We start from the raw sequence: 18,394 nt of genomic DNA on the forward strand, positions 1-18,394 counted from the left end.
GGGTGAGCGCCTCGGTGACCTGCTGCGCGAGCTCGCGGGTGGGGACCAGCACCAGGCTGCACCACGTGGTGCAGGCCGCCGCCCTTCCGCATGATCTCGCCCGAACCCCGAACCCCGAACCCCGAACCCCGGGAGCCGGCAGGCCGGGCCCCTCAGGCCTGCCGTCGTACGGCGATGACCGCCGCACCGAGGACGCACGCGCCGGCGGCGGTGAGGTAGGCGAGGTGGTAGCCGGCGAGCTGGTCCGTGCCGGTCGCGGCGACCAGGACCATCACCGCGACGCCCGCACTGGCGCCGATCTGCTGCGCCACGACGTTCACCGCCCCGGCGACGGCGTGCTGCCGCGCCGGGACTCCGGTGAGCCCGGCGGACGTCATCGAGGGGAAGTTCAGCCCCTGGCCGATGCCGCTGAGCACCAGGCCGGGCAGCACGTACTGCACGTAGCCGCCGTCGTGCGGTGTGCCCAGCCACAGTGCGGCACCCCCGCCGATCAGGACGAGGCCGACCGCCATCAGCGTGCGCGGGGTGAACCGGGCCAGCAGGCGTCCGGTGGCGAAGTTGGCGGTGAGGAACACGGCCAGGGACATCGGCACCAGCGCGAGACCGGACTCGAAGGGGGAGTAGTCCAGCATCCCCTGGAGGTACAGCGGCGCGAAGAACAGCAGCCCGACCGATCCCATGTACTGGAGGAAGGCGGCCAGGCTCGCGGCCCGGACCGACCTGATCCGGAAGAGGCCGAGCGGAAGCACCGGGTCGGCGGTGCGGTGCTCGCGCACGAGGAACAGCACCAGGAAGGCCACCGCGGCGCCGAGGACGATCCACGCCGTCGCGCCGTCGCTGCTCACGCCGACGACGAGCAGGGTGAGTCCGAGCGTGCCCGTGATCGCGCCGGGCAGGTCCAGCCGGCCGCTGTGCCCGGCGCCACCGGGCAGTCCGGCGCGGGTCGCGGCCAGCACGGCGAGCCCCAGCAGCACCGAGAACCACAGCACCGAACGCCAGCCGAAGAACTGGGTCAGTACGCCGCCCAGCAGCACCCCGCCGCTGAAGCTCGCGGCGCCGACCGCCGCGTACACGCTGAAGGCCCGGTTGCGCGCCGGACCGGCCGGAAACGTCTGGGTGAGCAGGGCCAGCGCGGCCGGCCCGGACAGGGCGGCGCCGATGCCCTGGGCGGCGCGCGCACCCAGCAGCACCGCGGTGTCCGGGGCCAGCGCCCCGACCAGCGCGGACACGGTGAACAGGGCGACCCCGACCTCGAACACCCGCCGCCGGCCGAGGACGTCGGCCAGTCGGCCGCCCACCAGCAGGAAGCCGGCGAACGTGACGGCGTAGGCGGTCATGACCCACTGGAGCGTGGTCTCGTCCAGGTCGAAGCGCGCTCCGACCGACGGCAGGGCGGCGTTGAGGACTCCGAGACCGCTCACGTCCAGGGCGAGCGCCCCGGCCAGGACGCCGAGTGCCAGTCCCGGCCGGAGCGCCGGCTTGACCGCGGTGCCGGTGCTGTCGGTGGTATCGGTGGCGTCGGTCATGCGGGCCTGCCGTCGACGTCGCGGCCGGTGGGACCGGCTAAGGAACGGTCGGCATCGACTGACGCCGAATCAAGATTCTCAACTGCCATGGGGGTCAGCTTGCATGGGGCGCTCAGTCGCTGTCTACCCCAATCGCGTGCCGGTGGAGCGCGCCTTTCGCGGGGTCGTGCGCCTATCCCGGCCGGGGCGGGGTGACGCGGGGGCGCTGCTGAGTCGAGGCGCCATTTCGGACCGCCGACAGCTCCAACTCGAACCGGACACTTGGAGATCAAATCTCGCCACTGCCTCAACCGGCCCTCGAATGGCGCTTGTCTCACCATTAACAAACTGGCACTCTGCTGTCCGCCGGTCGGATTAGCACTGACGATCCATTTTGCCTCAATCAGCATACTCGTCGCGCTTGACCAAATGGACCTTGGAGCCCATCGACAGTAGCCGCGCAGGTGAAGAATCCGCGTACGCGATCCTGTCGTCGATGCACCCGCGGACCGATGTGACCCAGAGATGCCCGTGATTTCTCCCGCGGTGAGCGAGCTGCGCCGCCAGCCGAAACAGCGGTACACGAACGGGAGTTCTCACTCGCTGTGAACGCGGAGATCGGAAACGCCGATCCCATCCGCATGCCGACCGTCGGCTCCACCCAGGTACTTGATGCGGCGAAGGGGACCCTCCGCGTCATGAGCCGCCCCCGTGTCCGGCTGCCCGGGTGCGGACCGAACCCCCCCGACCGGTCGGCCGTGAAGCTCCACCCGTCCATTCCATCCGCCCTGTTGAGGGAGTCGCCGTGCCCCGAGAGCGCGCAGCGCGAGACATTTCCGCCGTAACGGATTTCCTGCTTTCCCGTGTCGTCGAGCTGTTGGACGTGTCCGCGAGCGCGGTGGACCGCTCGGCGCCGCTGCACCGGTACGGACTGGACTCGCTGAGATCGGTGACGCTCGCGGCCTCGCTGTCCGAGTTCCTCGGCTGGCAGGTCCCGGCCACCTGGATGTGGCAGTACCCGACCGTCGACGGGCTGGCGCGTGCGCTCGTCGACGGTCCGCGTGCCGCGGAGCCCGCCCCGAGTGCCGAGCGCCGCCGACCGCCCTCGCACGAGCCCGTCGCGATCGTGGGCATCGGCTGCCGGTTCCCCGGCGGGCCGGACCCGTCGTCGTTCTGGCAGCTGCTGGTCGAGGGCGGCGACGCCGTCGGGCCGGTACCGGCCGCGCGACGCGAGCTGCTGAACGACAGGGTGCGCTGGGGCGGCTTCATCGACGGCATCGACCGGTTCGATCCGCTGTTCTTCGGCATCTCGCCCCGCGAAGCCGTCCAGATGGACCCCCAGCAGCGCCTGATCCTGGAGCTGTCCTGGGAGGCGCTGGAGGACGCGGGCATCGCGCCCCACAGCCTGGTCGACAGCGACACCGGCGTGTTCATGGCCTCCTGTTGGGGCGACTACGCCGCCCTGGCGCACTACCGCGGCCCCGACACCCAGATCACCCCGCACACCGCGACCGGCATGCACGACGGCATCATCGCCAACCGGGTCTCCTACGTCCTCGGCCTCCAGGGCCCGAGCATGGCCATCGACGCCGCCTGCGCCGGATCGCTGGTCTCGGTGCACGTGGGCTGCCAGTCGATCTGGCTGGGCGAGAGCGACCTGGTGCTGGCCGGCGGCGTGAACCTGAGCTTCGTCTCCGACTACTACACCGCCATGGACGCGATGGGCGCGCTCGCCCCGGACGGCCGCTGCAAGTCCTTCGACGCCCGCGCCAACGGCTACGTCCGCGGCGAGGGCGCCGGCGTCGTCGTGCTCGCCCCGCTGAGCGTGGCACTGGAACGCGACCTGCCGGTGTACTGCCTGATCAAGGGCAGTTCCTCCAACAACGACGGTCTGAGCAACGGCATGACGGCGCCGAACCCCCAGGCGCAGGAGAAGATGCTCCGCACCGCGTACCAGCGGGCGGGCATCGCCCCGCACCTCGTGGACTACGTCGAGTGCCACGGCTCCGCGACACCCCTCGGCGACCCGATCGAGGCCAACGCCATCGGCGCGGTGCTGGGCGGCGGCCGTACGGAGCCGCTGCGGCTCGGGTCCGTCAAGTCCAACGTCGGGCACCTGGAGGCGGCCGCCGGCATCGTCGGCCTGGTCAAACTCGCGATGTCGATGCGCAACGGCGTGCTGCCGCCGAGCCTGCACTACAGCGCGCCGAACCCGCAGATCATGTTCGACGAGTACAACCTCACCGTCCAGGACCGGCTGGCGCCGTGGCCGCGACGCTCCGACGCCCGCCGGGGCGGCGTCAGCTCGTTCGGGTTCGGCGGCGCGATCTGTCACGTCGCCGTCGAGGAACTGCCGCGCCCCGAGAGCTCGCTGCTCCTGCTGGCCGCGGACTCCCGGGAGGCGCTGGCCGAGCGGGCCCGGGCGCTGCGCGACGAGAGCGACCTGCGCGCGCTCTGCCGCCGGACGCCCGGCGACGGCCCGTTCCGGCTCGCGGCCACCGCCCGCGACATGCCCGAACTCCGCTCCCAGCTGGACGCCTTCGGCAGCGGGGCGACGGCCGCCGGGCTGAGCGTCGGGGAGCGGACCGGACGCAGGCCGCGGGTGGCCTTCCTGTTCTCGGGCAACGGCTCGCAGTGGGTGGGCATGGGCCGGCAACTGCTCGCCGGAATGCCCGTGTTCCGCCGGTCCATGATGAAGTCCGACCGGCGGATGCGGGAACTGCTGGGCTTCTCGCTCGTCGAGCAGCTGATGTCCCCGGACGGCCGCATCGACGACATGGACGTCTTCCAGCCGCTGCTGTTCTCCCTCCAGGTCGCGCTGGCCGAAGCCTGGCGCTCGCTGGGGGTGGAGCCGGACGTCGTCGTGGGGCAGAGCGTCGGCGAGTTCGCCGCCTCCCACATCGCCGGCGCGCTCGACTTCGACGACGCCTCCCGCCTGGCCGCCCACCACGGCCGGCTCCTCCAGCAGCTCGCCGTGGGGCGCGGCGAGGGCATCGTGGTGATGACCGCCGCCGACGAGGTCGGGCCGTACCTGACCGGCCGGCTCACCGTCTCCGGCCACAACGGCCTGAACTCCACCCTGGTCACCGGCACACCGCAGGAGATCGACGACCTCGTCCGGCGGCTGACCGCGGCGGGCGTCACCAACCACCGGGTCCGGATGGGCCACGCCCCGCACTCCCCGCTGGTCGACCACGTCCTCGCCCCGCTGAAGGTCGAACTCGACGGCATCAGGCCCCGGACCACCCGCATCCCGATGATCTCGACGGTCACCGGCGAACGCGTCGACGGTGCCGAACTCGGGCCGGACTACTGGGCGGACAACCTGCGCCGGGAGATCCGGGTGGTCGACGCCCTGACGAAGCTGCGCGACCACGACGTCGACGCGGTGATCGAGATCAGCCCGCACCCCGTCCTGCTCAAGTCGGTGTCGGAGATCCTGACGGCGACCACCCTGCCCTCGCTGCGCCGCGGCGCCGACGAGGCCTCGACCCTGCTCGGCTCGCTCGGCGCCCTGTACACCGCCGGCCTCCCCGTCCCGGCCCACCCCTTCCTCGCGGGCGACCGCGGGCGGCACGTCACGCCCGGCCGGAGCGACGCCGCCGCCGACGAGCAGGTGCACCTCGTCCCCGTCACCGCCCGTACGGCCGGCGCGCTGGCCGACACCTGCCGCGAGCTGTCCAACCACGTCGAACGCGACGCGGGCCTGCGGGTCTCCGACCTCGCCTACACGCTCGCCGCCAGGCGCACCCACCACAACCACCGGATCGCCCTGTTCGCCCGCAACCGGCAGGACGTCCTGGACGGCCTCGCCAGGGTCGCCGCCGGCCAGCCGCACCCCGACGTCGTCACGGGCACGGTCTCCGGCACCGTCGACCGGCGGGTCGCGCTGGTGTTCTCCGGCGGCGGCACCCAGTGGGTCGGCATGGGCCGCGAACTCCTGCGCTCGCACGCCGGCTTCCGCACCTGGATGAACGCCTGCGACGCCGCCGTGCGCGCGGCCGGCGGCTGCTCGGTGCTCGACCGGCTCGCCGCCCCGGCCGACGAGGCCGGGTACGAGGAGATGGACTTCCAGCAGCCGGTGCTGTTCGCCCTCCAGGTCTCGCTGGCGAAGGTCTGGCTCGGACTCGGCATCCAGCCGACCGCCGTCGTCGGGCACAGCCTGGGCGAGGTCGCGGCCGCCTGCGTGGCCGGCGCGCTGTCGCTGGAGGACGCCGCCCGCGTGGTGGTCGCCCGGTCGCACCTGCTGGAGCGCAAGGCCGCCGCGGGCGCCATGATCTCGGTCGACCTGCCGGAGGCGGAGCTGCTGCCGCGGCTCGCCCCCTACGCCGCGCACGCGGCCGTCGCCGTGGTCAACAGCCCCACCAGCGCGGCGGTCTCCGGCTCGCCCGAAGCCGTCGACGCCCTGGAGGCCGACCTCAAGCGGGACGGGATCTCGACCCGGCGGATCCGGGTCGAACGGCCGGTGCACAGCCCCGGCATGGACCCGCTGCTCCAGCCGCTGCGCGCGGGCATCGACGGCATCACCCCGCTGACGCCCGGCATCGACTTCCACTCCACGGCACTGGCCGACACGGTGAACCCGGTCGCCGACGTCGACTACTGGGTGCACAACCTGCGCAACCAGGTCCGGTTCGCCGAGACGATCGGCGCGCTGGTCGACCAGGGCGTCGGCACCTTCATCGAGATCGGCCCGCACGAGACGCTGCGCGGCGCGGTCGAGGAGATCGCGCTGACCCGTGGCGCCCAGGTGCACGCGATCAACTCCCTGCGGCGCGACGAGAGCGACGTCCGCTGCCTGCTGGGCGCCGCCGCGTCGTTGTACGTCAGGGGCCTGCCGCTGACCTTCGACCCGCTGTTCGCCGACGACGTCGAGGTCGTGGAGACGCCGCTCGTCCAGTGGCAGAAGGACCGCTACTGGATCGACACCGAGCCCCGCCCCGTCCGGGCGCCGGCCCCGGCCGTCGAAGCCGCGGCCGCGCCCGTGGCCCGTGTGGTGGAGGAGGAGCAGCCGACGGAGATCCGGCCGGTGGCGGAGGTCGTCCTCGCCGAGCTCGCCGACGCGCTGGGCGTGCCGGTGAGCAGGTTCGACGTGAACGCCAGCATGCTCGACTTCGGCCTCGACTCGATGCTGGCGATCCGCCTCGTCAACAGGCTGCAGTCGCTGTTCGGGCACCGGGTGTCGCCGGTGGTGTTCCTGGACGGCCGGTCCATCTCCGAGGTCGTCGGCCACTTCGTCGAGCTCACCGCCGGACCGGCCGCGCCCGCGACGGCACCGCCCGTACCGCCGGCCGCCCCCGCCTCGGCCCCCGCCCCCGCCCCCGTCTCGGCCCCCGAGGCCGAGCCGGACCGGACGTACCTCGACGAGCTGTCCGAACTGGACGCCGAGGAGCTGGTGGACGAACTGGACGCGCGCGGACTGCTGGAGGCCACCGACGCACCGGCCCTGGACCAGCTGCGCGCCGACGGCCTCGGCCTCGCACTGGCACCGGCCTCGCACGGCCAGGCCTCGCTGTGGTTCATGCAGATGGTCGCGCCGGACGCCGTGCCCTACAACTTCATGGTGACCGCCCGGATCCGGGCCGCCGTCGACGAGAAGGCCCTGGACCGCGCCGTACGGGCCGTGATGGAGCGCCACCCCGCCCTGCGCACCCTCTTCGTGGAGGCGGGCGGCAGCCCGTACCAGGTCATCCTGGACGAACCGGTGTACGAGTTCGTCGTGGCGGACGGCACCGACCTGGACGACGAACAGGCCCGCGAGGAACTGGCCCGCTACGGGCACGAGCCGCTCGACCTGGACAACGGGCCGCTGGTGCGGATCGTCCTCATGACGCGCGGACCGGCGGACCACTACCTGCTGGTGCTCGTCCACCACATCGCGTCGGACGCGGCGTCGGCCGACGTCATGATCCGCGAACTCCAGGAGTACTACGAGGGCGCCGACCCCGCCGACAGCGCGCCGGTCGCCCCGTACACGGAGTTCGTCGCGTGGGAACGGCAGTGGCTGGCCGGCCCGGCGGCCGGCGCGGCCCTGGACTGGTGGTCGCGGAAGCTGGCCGACCCGCCCGCCCACCTCGACCTGTCCACCAAGGAGCGGCCGCCGGGCGTCACCTACGAGGGCCGCGACCTCGCCTTCCGCTGGAGCGCCGAAGAGACCCGCCTGCTGCGGGAGTTCGCGGTGCGCGAAGGCGTGTCGATCAGCACCGTCGTGCTGGCCGGGTTCTTCGCCACGCTCAACCGCGCGGTCGGCACCGAGGACGCCGTACTGGCCACCGCCATCGCCCAACGCGCCGAACCCGGCTGGGAATCCGCCATCGGCTACTACCTCAACACCGTGCTGGTGCGGGCGAACCCCGCCGGTGACCGCAGCTTCCGCGAGCTGCTGCGCGAGGTCCACGCCTTCTCGCTCGGCCTCCTGGAGCACATGAACTACCCCCTCGACCTGCTGGCCTCCCAGCTGCGGCCGCCGAGGGCCGAGGGCCGCTCCCCGTGGTTCGACGTGGTCGTCAACTGGCTGTCCTCGGACGCGTTCCCCCGGTCCGTCAAGCTCTTCCACGGCATCGGCGACACCATCACGCCCGACGGCGCGCTGCCGCTCGAACCGCTTCAGGTGCGCAGGCACCTCGCCAAGTTCGACCTTGAGATCTCGATGGCCGACATCGACGGCGAGGTGGCCGGCCACGTCCAGTTCAAACCGAGCTACCTGGAAAGGCAGACCGTGACGGCACTGCTCGCGCTGTACCGCACCGTGCTCTTCGACGCGATCGCCCAACCCGACCGGGCCATCGGCGACTTCGCGCCGACCGGCCTCCCCGAGGAGACGGACCGGTGACCGAAACCCTGCACTCCGCGTTCGTCGAGCAGGCCCTCAAGAACCCCGACGCGACCGCCGTCTACTCCGACGCCGGCGTCCTGACCTACGGCGAACTGAACGAGCGCTCCCGGGAGTTGGCCGAACGGCTGGTCGCCGACGGCGCGGGCCCCGGCGTCCCGGTCGGCATCTGCGTCGAGCGCACCCCCGACCTGCTCGTCGGCATCCTGGCGGCCCTGCGCGCCGGATCCTGCTACCTGCCGCTGGACCCGAACTACCCCGCCGACCGGCTGACCTTCATGGTCCAGGACAGCGGGACCCGCCTGCTGCTCACCACCCCCGCGTCCCGGGCCAGTTGCCCGCCCGGACCGACCGTCGTCGTGCTGGGGGAGAGCGTGACGACCGAGCCCGGCGCGAAGCCCGTCGCGGTCGTGCCCGGCGACACCGCGTACGTCATCTACACCTCGGGCTCCACCGGCAGGCCCAAGGGCGTGGCCGTCCGGCACGGCGGCTGCGTGGCGATGCTCGCCGAGATGGACCGGGTCCTCGACGGCTGCGACCTGAGCGGAGTCTCGGCGGCGAGCTCGGTCTGCTTCGACCTGTCCGTGATGGAGATCTTCAACGCGCTGTGCCGCGGCGGCGCCGTCGTGCTCGTCGAGAGCGCCGTGCACCTGCCGGAGAGCCGGTACGCCGACCGGATCACCCACCTGAACGTCGTCCCCTCGGTCATGAACAGCCTGCTCGACGCCGGAGCCCTGCCGCCGAACGTGCGCACGGTCGTGTTCGGCGGCGAGGCCCTGCGCCGCAAGCTGGTGGACCGCACCTACCGGGAGACCGGCGCCGACCGGGTGTTCAACGCCTACGGCCCCACCGAGGGGACGGTCTTCTGCTCGTTCGGGCCGGTGCCCGAGGACGGGACCGACGAACCGACGATCGGCCCGCCGACGACCAGCGACCGGGTCTACGTGCTCGACGAGCAGCTGAAGCCGCTCCCGGCCGGTGAGTCCGGCGAGCTCTACCTCGGCGGCGCCGGCCTCGCGCACGGCTACGTCAACCGGCCGCGCACCACGGCCGAACGCTTCGTGCCGGACCCGTTCCGCAACGGCGAGCGGATGTACCGCACCGGGGACGTCGTCAAGTTCACCGACGGCGGAGAACTCCGCTTCCTCGGCCGCACCGACCACCAGGTCAAGCTGCGTGGCTACCGCATCGAGCTGGAGGAGGTCGAGGCCCGGCTGACCGGCTGCCCCGAAGTCCGGGAGGCCGCCGCCGTCGTCCGGGGCAACCGGCTCGTCGGCTACGTCGTGCCCGCGGGCGACGACGCGCCGCAAGGCGGCCCCCGGCTGGACGCCGCGCTCCAGAGCGCCGTCACCGGCAGGCTCGCCGTCGAACTGCCCGACTACATGGTGCCCGCGACGCTCGTGGTCCTCGCCGCCCTGCCGCTGGGGCCGGGCGGCAAGCTCGACCGCAACGCGCTGCCCGAGCCGCCGGCCGCCGACAGCGGCGGGCCCCTGACGGCCGCCGGCACGCCGACCGAGGTGGCCCTGTCGGAGATCTGGGGCCAGCTGCTCGACCTCGAACCGTCGAGCATCGACGTGCAGTCCGCCTTCTACGACCTCGGCGGGGACTCCCTGCTGCTCATCCGCCTCGCCCGGCTGATGACCCGGCGCTTCGACCGCCGCGTCCGGGTGCCCGACCTCTTCAGCTTCCGCGACATCTCCTCCCTCGCCCGCTGGCTCGACGACGAGAGCGGCGCCACCCCCGAGGCGGTCCAGTCCGCCCGTGCGCGTGCCAACACCCGCCGGGCCGCGCTGCGCGGCCGCGGCGGCGCCACCGGCCGCTGAGCCGCCGGCGTCTGCGTACAGCGGCCGCTGAGTCACCCTCACTCGAAACGAAGCAGGAGCCTCCCCATGACCGACAACCCCGAGCAGGAGTACGACCCGGGCGACGTGGCCGTCATCGGCATGTCCCTGCGGGCGCCCGGAGCCCGCACCAAGGAGCAGTTCTGGGACAACCTCGTCCACGGCCGGGAGTCCGTGTCGTTCCTGGCCAAGGACGACATCCACGTCGACGAGACCCTGATCCACAGCCCGTTCTACGTGCGGGCCTGCGGCGTGCTCGACACGTACGACAAGTTCGACCCGTCGGTGTTCGGCATCAGCGACCGGATGGCGGCCGCGATGACCCCGGAGAACCGGCTGTTCCTGGAGAGCGCCTGGGAGACGCTGGAGGACGGCGGCTACGACCCGGACCGGCTCAGGGCCGAGATCGGCATGTACGGCGCCAACAACCCGCAGACCGCCGCGCTCTACAGCTCCCCGCCGGACCGGGTGTCGGTCGGCCCCGAGGCGATCGAGGCCAGCCTGGCGTGGTCGCCGGACACCATGACCTCCAACGCGCTGTACTACATGGGGCTCATCGGTGAGGCCGTCACCGTCGCCGCCGTCTGCGCGGGCTTCCACTACGCGGTGCACCTGGCCTGTCAGTCGCTGCTGCTCGGCCAGACCGACCTGGCGATCGCCGGCGGCGCGATGGTCCGCCTGCCGCACCCGCGCGGCCACCTGTGGGAGGAGAACCGCATCCTGTCGAAGGACGGCCACTGCCGCCCGTTCGACGCCAACGGCACCGGCACCGCGCTGTCCAGCGGGGTCGTCACCGTGCTGCTGAAGCCGCTGGGCCACGCCGTCGCCGACCGCGACCACATCTACGCCGTGGTCAAGGGTTCGGCCGTCAACAACAACGGCGTCAGCGCGATGGCGTACGGCCTGGCCCAGCCCGAGCGGCTGAGCGCCTGCATCGCCAACGCCATGGAGGTCGGCGGCGTCACCCCGGACACGGTGTCCATGTACGAGGCCAACGGCCTCGGCCTGCCGATGACCGACGAGCTCGAAGTGCACGCGGCGACCATGGCGTTCGGGAAGCAGACCGCGACCACCTCGATCGGCGGGGTCAAGGGCAACGTCGGCCACGGCGGCGTGGTCTCGGGCGGCTTCGGCGCGATCAAGGCCGCGCTGGCGCTGCACCACAAGACGCTCCCGGCGACGATCAACCTGACCGAGGTCAACCAGGACCTCGACTTCCCCAGCACCCCCTTCGTGCCGCAGGTCGAAGGGGCGCACTGGGAGCCGGAGGCCGGCATCCGCCGCGCGGGCATCACCTCGATCGGTGGCGGCGGCTACAACGCGCACCTGCTGCTGGAGGAGGCCCCGGCGGCCGCCGGGCGCGCCCCCGAGGACGAGGGCCGGCCGAGGCTGGCCACCCTGTCCGCCCTGGACGACGACGCGCTGGCCCGCCAGCGCGCGCGGCTCAAGGACCGGCTGGAGGCCGACCCCGACCTGCGCCTGGACGACGTCTGCTTCAGCCTCAACCTCGGCCGCAAGGTGATGGCCCGCCGCTGGGCGGCCGTGGTCCGCAGCCGCGCGGAGCTGATCGCGGCGCTGTCCGACGACGCCGCCCGCGGCCCCGCCACCACGACCGCCGCCGCCCCGCAGACCGACCCGGGCTCCTTCTCCCGCTTCTCCCGCAACGACAACGGGATCGTGCCGTCCGGCCAGGACGCGCGGGCGCTGTCCGAGCTGGCCGCCGCCTGGGTGACCGGCCAGCAGGTGGACTTCGAGGCCCTGCACCTGGGGGAGGCCAGCCGCCGCGTGCCGCTGCCCACCTACCCGTTCCAGCCGCGCCGGTTCTGGCGCACGGACTGGTGACCATGAGCACGCCGGCACCGGACACCGTGGACCTGGGCGACCCGGCCACCTTCGCGGACCACGACCTCGACGGGTTCTGGCGCACCCTGCGGGACACCGCCCCGATGCACTGGAACCCGCCCGTCGACGGCCGCCGGGGGTTCTGGGTGCTCTCCCGCCACGACGACATCATGGCCACCTACCGGGACAACGCGAACTTCACGTCCGAGCGCGGCAACGTGCTCGTCACGCTCCTGGAGGGCGGCGACGCCGGGGCCGGCCGGATGCTGGCCGTCACCGACGGGCCCCGGCACCACGAACTGCGCAAGATCCTCCAGCGGGTGCTCTCGCCGAGGGTGCTCGACGAGGTCGCGCGGACGGTCCGGGTCAACACCCGGCAGTGGATCCGCGAGGCGGTCGAGTCCGGCGGCTGCGAGTTCGCCGAGGAGATCGCCGGCCGGATCCCGATGACCACGATCTCGAACCTGCTCGGCGTGCCCGAGCAGGACCGGGACTACCTGCTCAGCCTGACCAAGACCGCGCTGTCGGCCGAGGACGAGGACGTCGACGAGGTCGACTCCGAGATGGCCCGCAACGAGATCCTGATGTACTTCCTGGACGTCGTCGAGGAGCGGCGCGAGTCCCCGGGCGACGACGTGATCAGCATGCTGATCGGCAGCTCCATCGACGGTGTGCCGCTGTCCGACGAGGACGTCGTGCTCAACTGCTACAGCCTGATCATCGGCGGCGACGAGACCAGCCGGCTGACGATGATCGACTGCGTCCACACGCTCGCCGCCCGGCCCGAGCAGTGGCGGCGGTTCAAGCACGGCGAGGTCGCGGTCGAGACCGCCGTGGACGAGGTGCTGCGCTGGGCCTCGCCCACGATGCACTTCGGGCGCAGCGCCGTACGGGAGACCGAACTGCACGGCGTACGGCTGCGCCCGGGCGACATCGTCACGCTCTGGCACGCCTCCGGCAACCGGGACGAACGGGTCTTCGCGCGGCCCGGGGTGTTCGACCTCGGCCGCACCCCCAACAAGCACCTGGCCTTCGGCTACGGTCCGCACTTCTGCGTCGGCTCGTACCTGGCCAAGGTGGAGATCGCCGAACTGCTCACGGCCCTGCGGGACTTCACCACCGGGTTCGAGCAGACCGAGGAGGCGCTGCGGATCCGGTCCAACTTCCTGACCGGGTTCTCCACGATGCCGGTGCGGTTCGAGCCCGACCACCGCGGACTGAAAGAGGTCGACTGATCCGGATGAACATCTACATGTCAGGACAAGGGGGATTCGCGGTCGCGGTCGCGGAAGCCCTGTCGGACGACGGGCACAAGATCGTCGGCGCGGCCGCCCCCCGGCTGCGCAAGGGGAAGTCCGACGAGGGCGACGCGATGTGCTGGGACCGCCTGCGCTCCTGGGCGTACCACAAGGACGTCCCGTGGACGGACTCGGCCGAACTGCGCGCGCGGCACATCCCGGACGGGGTGGACATCATCGTCGCCGCGCACTCGCACGCCTTCCTCGGCCGCCAGACCCGCGCCCGGGCCGCCGTCGCCACCATCGGTTACCACCCCAGCCTGCTGCCGCTGCACCGCGGCCGGGACGCCATCCGGTGGACGATCCGCGACGGCGACAAGGTGACGGGCGGAAGCGTCTACCACCTCACCGAGCGCACCGACGCGGGCCCGCTCGCCGCCCAGGAGCACCTGTTCGTGCCCCCGGGCTCGACCGCGCAGAGCCTCTGGCGCGACCACCTGGCGCCGCTCGGCGTGCGACTGCTCCTGAAGGTGGTCACCGACCTCACCGCGGACCGGCGGATCGAGGTTCCGCAGGACGAGAAGCTGGCCACCTGGGAGCCCGCGATGGGCGCGCCACCGCTGTTCAAGCCCGAACTCATCGCGCTGCCCGGAACGGTGCAGGTCGACAGCAGCAAGTGGGCCCTGCACGAAGGGTGACGGCCAAGTGGCCTCTGGAACCGGTGCCCCGCACACCACACGTGTGCGGGGCACCGGGCCGGTGGGTGAACCCGGCACCGGACTGGCCGCCGAGCCCGTCGTCGGAACTCGACAGCGTGAACGTGTACACCAGGGACGGCGATTCCGAGCGCCCCCCGCGTACCTCTGCACCTTCACCGCGAAGGAGTCCCGACCATGCGGAAGTTCATCATCGACCTGGCCGAACGCACCGTCGCCACCTACGCCGTGGCGTTCCTCGGCCTGCTGCTGGCGGACGGATTCGACCTGACGTCGATCGGCGCGTTCAAGGCGGCGGCCGTGGCGGCACTGCCGGCCGCGCTGGCCGTGGTCAAGGGAGTGGCCGCGACCTTCGTCGGCGACCCGAACTCGGCAGCCCTGCTGGCCCGCCCCCACGAGTGACCGGCCCGGCCGGGTGCGCCAAGCCGGGAACTCGCCCTCGCGAACGGCCGCGACAAAGGCGCCCCATACGGCGGCGGGGAAGGCGACAAAGCCTGCCCGCTCCAGGTGCTGGACGTCCTCGCCGCCGAGCGTGACGGTCATGAAATGCGGACTGGGCTGCTCGCTTCCCTGCACGGTCAACGACAGCATCCGCCGCTTGCGCGGGCGCTGGATCCGGGAGGCCGCCGCTACCTCCACCGGGGACGGGACTTGAGCGTCACCGTGGTCATGCGACCACTGTCGGCGCGACGCTCTGCGCGAGACCACCGGTAAACTGACGCCCGATGCCGACAACCCGCCATACTTCACCGCTGCCCGCCGATGCAGACGAGGAGATCCTGAAAGGCGGTGCCTGGCTGCCGCACGGCTTTCAGCTCGATCCACACAGCCACGTCCACGGTCAGCTGGTCTACGCCGCCGCCGGCGCCTTGGTCACGGCGACGGAGCGCGGCACGTGGGTCGCCCCGGCGGACCGGATCACCTGGACGCCTCCGCGCTTTGCCCACTCGCACCGCTTCTACGGGCAGACCGACGTACGGCTGGTGTCCGTCCCACTCGACTTGTGCGCCGTGCTCATCGATCACCCCAGCGTCTTCGCGGTAAGCCCGTTGCTGCGCGAGGCCCTTCTGGCGCTCACCGACGAGCCAGAACGGCGGCCTGGCGCCCACCGGCGCCTGCTCGCCGTGATCGTGGACGAGTTGGCCGACGCCGCCGAGACCTCCCTCCACCTTCCCGAAGCGAGCGACGACCGGCTGCGCGCCGCCACCGACCTGCTGCGCGCGGACCCCGCCCGGCCTTGCACCCTGGCCGAGCTCGGCCAGGCGGTGGGAGCCAGCGAGCGCACGCTCAGCCGCCTGTTCCACGCCGAGCTGAGCATGAGCTTCCACCGCTGGCGGACCACGCTGCGCATCCACCACGCCTTGGCGCACCTGACCGACGGGATGACGGTGACGGAGACCACGGTCGCGTGCGGATGGTCCAATCCGTCCACCTTCATCGACGCCTTCACCGAAGTCGTCGGCCAGACCCCCGGCCGCTATCAGGCCGGCCTGCGCTTCCACGCGCGCTAGCCCCCACCCGGGCGGTTCGCGCTGGTCAGGTGCACAGCGCGCGACGCCAGAGCCAGCTTGGCGGGTTTCCGGTATCGGGTGTCGACTTACCAGTGGTTCGCGGCCCGCCGGGTCTTCCATAGTGGACAGCGAGCGAGCGCCGGCCCTCCGACCTCACGGCCGCCGCCGCGACGTACGCGCTCGGCGCGTACCGACCACTGCACGGATCATGAAGGGCTCGCACGCATGACTGAGACACACGACGACACGGCCGTCGTCATCATCGGGGCCGGCGTCGCCGGTCTGACTCTCGGCAACTTCCTGCTGCGCAACGGCGTCGACTGCGTCGTGCTGGAGAAGCACCCTCGCGCCTACGTCGAGAAGCGCCAGCGCGCCGGAACGATCGACACCTTCGGCGTGCGCCTCCTCCGCGAATGGGGCCTGGAGGAGGTCCTCGCAGGCGACCCCATCCCGTACAGCGAGGGCGGCTTCTACATCGACGGCCACGCGATGCCGATCGACGTGGACGAGGACAACAACGAGAGCCTGTACTGCCCGCAGCAGGTCCTGGTGCGCAACCTCACCGAGGTCTTCCTCCGCGAGGGCGGTGACCTGCGCTACGAAGCCGCAGACGTCACCCTGGAAAACCTCACCCAGGGCCACCCCGTGGTGCGCTACCGGGACGCCGACGGTGCGGCGCGAGCCGTCGACTGCGACTTCATCGCCGGCTGCGACGGCTTCCACGGCGTCTCCCGCCGCTCCATCCCCGCCTCCGCGCTGACCGAGTACTCCCACGAGTACGGCTACTCCTGGCTCAGCGTCCTGGCCGCCACCGAGACCAAGCCCTCGGGCATGGCGATCCACGAACTGGGACTGGCCGGGATGATCCCCCGCGGCCCCGAAGCCAGCCGGATCTACTTGCAGTGCGCGGTCGACGACACCCCCGAGCAGTGGCCGGACGAGCGGATCTGGAGCGAGCTGGAGGCCCGCTTCGGCACGCCGCCCTCGCGCGGGCAGATCCTGTCCAAGCAGATCGTTCCGCTGCGCAGTGTGGTGTTCGACCCGATGAGCTACGGCAGCCTCTACCTCCTGGGCGACGCCGCGCACATCGTGCCGCCGATGAGCGCCAAGGGCATCCACCTCGCTCTGCACGACACCGAGGTCTTCGCCCGCGCAGTGATCCGCCACGCCAAGGAGGGCGACTCCGGCCTCCTCGACAGCTACTCGCAGACCTGCCTGCCACACATCTGGAACTACCAGGCGTTCGCCACGTGGATCACCGACACCATGCACAACGCGGGCTTCACCGGCTACGAGGGCGAGTTCAAGAAGCAGATCGCCCGCGCCGAGCTCCAGCGCCAGTTCGCCTCCGAGTCGGCAAACAAACTGTTCAGCGAGCTGACCGCCGGCACCAACTAGGGCGTGAAGGTCCGGGTCGGGGCGCGGGGGAGGAGCCGCGCGCCCGCGACACGCAGGGAACGCTACGTCGACGAACGGGCCCTTCCCGATAATGCAGGGGCCGCGCCCCCGGGCCGCGCACGTCCCCGTTCCCAGGAAGGCGCACGACCATGGAAGGCTCCTCCTCGACCGTGCTCGCCGACATCGCGACCATCCTGCTGATCGGGCTCGCCCTGTCGCCGCTGCGCACCCGCCTGCGCCAACCGGTGGTGGTCGGCGAGATCGCGGTCGGGGTGATCCTGGGGCCGAGCGTCCTCGGGCTGCTGCCGGGCGACCTCCCGCACGTCCTCTTCCCGCCCCAGGTCCGTGAGCACCTCTCGGTGATCGCCCAACTGGGCATCGCGCTCTTCATGTTCGCCGTCGGGTGGGAGCTCGACCTGAAGCAGCTGAACGGGCGGGTCCGCACCGTGGTGGCGGTCACCGCGGCCTCCGTCGCCGTGCCCTTCGCCCTCGCGGTCGCCCTGGCGGTCGTCCTCGTGGCCAGGTGGCCCCGCCTCATCGGTACGGAGACGTCCCCCGTGCTGCTGGCCGTGTTCCTGGGCATCGCGCTGTCCGCCAGCGCGCTGTCGGTGCTCGCGCGCATCGTGGGGGAGAACCAGCTGCAGGCGACCCGCACCGGGGCCATGGCCACGGCCTGCGGGGCGCTCACCGAGATCACCGCCTGGTGCGGCGTCGCCTGCATCGCCTCCGTGGCCCGAAGCAGCGGCTCGGACCACGTCCTCCTCTCGCTCGCCGAACTCGCCTGCTACGCGGCGGCGATGGCCTTCGTGATCCGCCCGCTGCTGCGACGCCTGCTGCGCCGGCCGGCCCGCGCCGACGGACATCCCCTGCTCGTCCTGCTGACCCTCGGCAGCGGGATCCTGCTGTCCGCGTGGACCACCTCGTGGCTCGGCATGCACGCCGTGATCGGCGCCTTCGCCTTCGGGCTGGCCATGCCGCGCGACGCCGCCGAGGAACTGCGGCACGCCGTCGAGGCGCCGATGCGCCACGCGGGGGCGCTGCTGGTGCCGGTCTTCTTCGCGCTCACCGGGCTGTCCGTGGACATCGGCGGGCTGGGTTCCGGAAGCCTGGTCGCGGTGGTGGTGTTCCTGGTCGTCACGTGGGGCGGCAAGTTCGCCGGCGCCAGACTGGGTGCCCGGCTGATCGGCGTGCCGCGCGGTGAGGCCACGACGGTGGCGGTCCTGCTCAACACCAAGGGCCTCGGCGAGGTCCTCATCCTGACCCTGGGCCGTGACCTCGGCATCATCGGCGACCGGCTGTTCACCGTTCTCCTCGTCACCGCCTTCGCCGCGACCCTGCCCGTCAACCCGCTCGTGCGGCGCCTCATCCGTGCTCCTGATGCCGCTTCCCCGGTCGGCGCCGTCGCTCTGCCCCGTCAACAGCAGGACGCCGCCACGAGATCGGGCATCGAGGAGGCCAGCGGCGCGTGACGCACCGTGAGACCCGGGGCGCCGGCGGGGTGGAGACTTCCT

General features: G+C 72.1%; 10 protein-coding genes. 9 read left to right on the forward strand and 1 reads right to left on the reverse strand.

Annotation, left to right across the window (positions count from 1 at the left end):
• Positions 1 to 152 precede the first annotated feature (152 nt).
• Entirely contained in the window at positions 153 to 1,526 is a 1,374-nt protein-coding gene (locus tag AB0O19_RS21710) for an MFS transporter (RefSeq protein ID WP_363621511.1), read from the reverse strand.
• 784 nt (positions 1,527 to 2,310) lie between these two features.
• On the opposite strand from AB0O19_RS21710, the gene AB0O19_RS21715 reads away from it, so the two are divergent.
• The 9 genes from AB0O19_RS21715 (at position 2,311) to AB0O19_RS21755 (ending at position 18,352) form a co-directional block, all read left to right on the forward strand.
• Positions 2,311 to 8,337: an acyltransferase domain-containing protein gene (locus AB0O19_RS21715; protein WP_363621513.1), complete on the forward strand. Its 6,027-nt coding sequence runs from the start codon at positions 2,311 to 2,313 to the stop codon at positions 8,335 to 8,337.
• The gene (locus tag AB0O19_RS21720) at positions 8,334 to 10,160 is read left to right on the forward strand and encodes a non-ribosomal peptide synthetase (protein WP_363621515.1); all 1,827 of its coding nucleotides are present in this window, start codon (positions 8,334 to 8,336) and stop codon (positions 10,158 to 10,160) included. Before AB0O19_RS21715 ends, AB0O19_RS21720 begins: the two co-directional genes overlap by 4 nt.
• A 66-nt stretch (positions 10,161 to 10,226) precedes the next feature.
• Positions 10,227 to 12,020 carry a type I polyketide synthase gene (locus tag AB0O19_RS21725; RefSeq protein ID WP_363621518.1) on the forward strand — a complete coding sequence of 598 codons (1,794 nt, stop codon included), beginning with the start codon at positions 10,227 to 10,229 and terminating at the stop codon, positions 12,018 to 12,020.
• Positions 12,017 to 13,255 carry a cytochrome P450 gene (locus tag AB0O19_RS21730; protein ID WP_363621520.1) on the forward strand — a complete coding sequence of 413 codons (1,239 nt, stop codon included), beginning with the start codon at positions 12,017 to 12,019 and terminating at the stop codon, positions 13,253 to 13,255. The genes AB0O19_RS21725 and AB0O19_RS21730 overlap by 4 nt, the downstream gene beginning before the upstream one ends.
• Positions 13,256 to 13,260: 5 nt before the next feature.
• Entirely contained in the window at positions 13,261 to 13,956 is a 696-nt protein-coding gene (locus tag AB0O19_RS21735) for a formyltransferase family protein (protein WP_363588788.1), read from the forward strand.
• Between the two features lie 195 nt (positions 13,957 to 14,151).
• Positions 14,152 to 14,376 (forward strand): holin, encoded by a 225-nt coding sequence (locus AB0O19_RS21740; protein WP_063346317.1) that lies wholly within the window; start codon positions 14,152 to 14,154, stop codon positions 14,374 to 14,376.
• Between the two features lie 323 nt (positions 14,377 to 14,699).
• Positions 14,700 to 15,485 carry a helix-turn-helix transcriptional regulator gene (locus AB0O19_RS21745; protein ID WP_363588785.1) on the forward strand — a complete coding sequence of 262 codons (786 nt, stop codon included), beginning with the start codon at positions 14,700 to 14,702 and terminating at the stop codon, positions 15,483 to 15,485.
• A 225-nt stretch (positions 15,486 to 15,710) separates the two neighbouring features.
• On the forward strand, positions 15,711 to 16,883 hold the full coding sequence (locus AB0O19_RS21750; protein ID WP_363588783.1) for a 4-hydroxybenzoate 3-monooxygenase: 1,173 nt from the start codon (positions 15,711 to 15,713) through the stop codon (positions 16,881 to 16,883).
• 149 nt (positions 16,884 to 17,032) lie between these two features.
• Positions 17,033 to 18,352, forward strand: a complete 1,320-nt coding sequence (locus AB0O19_RS21755) for a cation:proton antiporter (protein WP_363621522.1) — start codon at positions 17,033 to 17,035, stop codon at positions 18,350 to 18,352.
• Positions 18,353 to 18,394 lie beyond the last annotated feature (42 nt).

This window comes from Kitasatospora sp. NPDC091276, from assembly GCF_040684355.1.
Taxonomy (GTDB): domain Bacteria; phylum Actinomycetota; class Actinomycetes; order Streptomycetales; family Streptomycetaceae; genus Kitasatospora.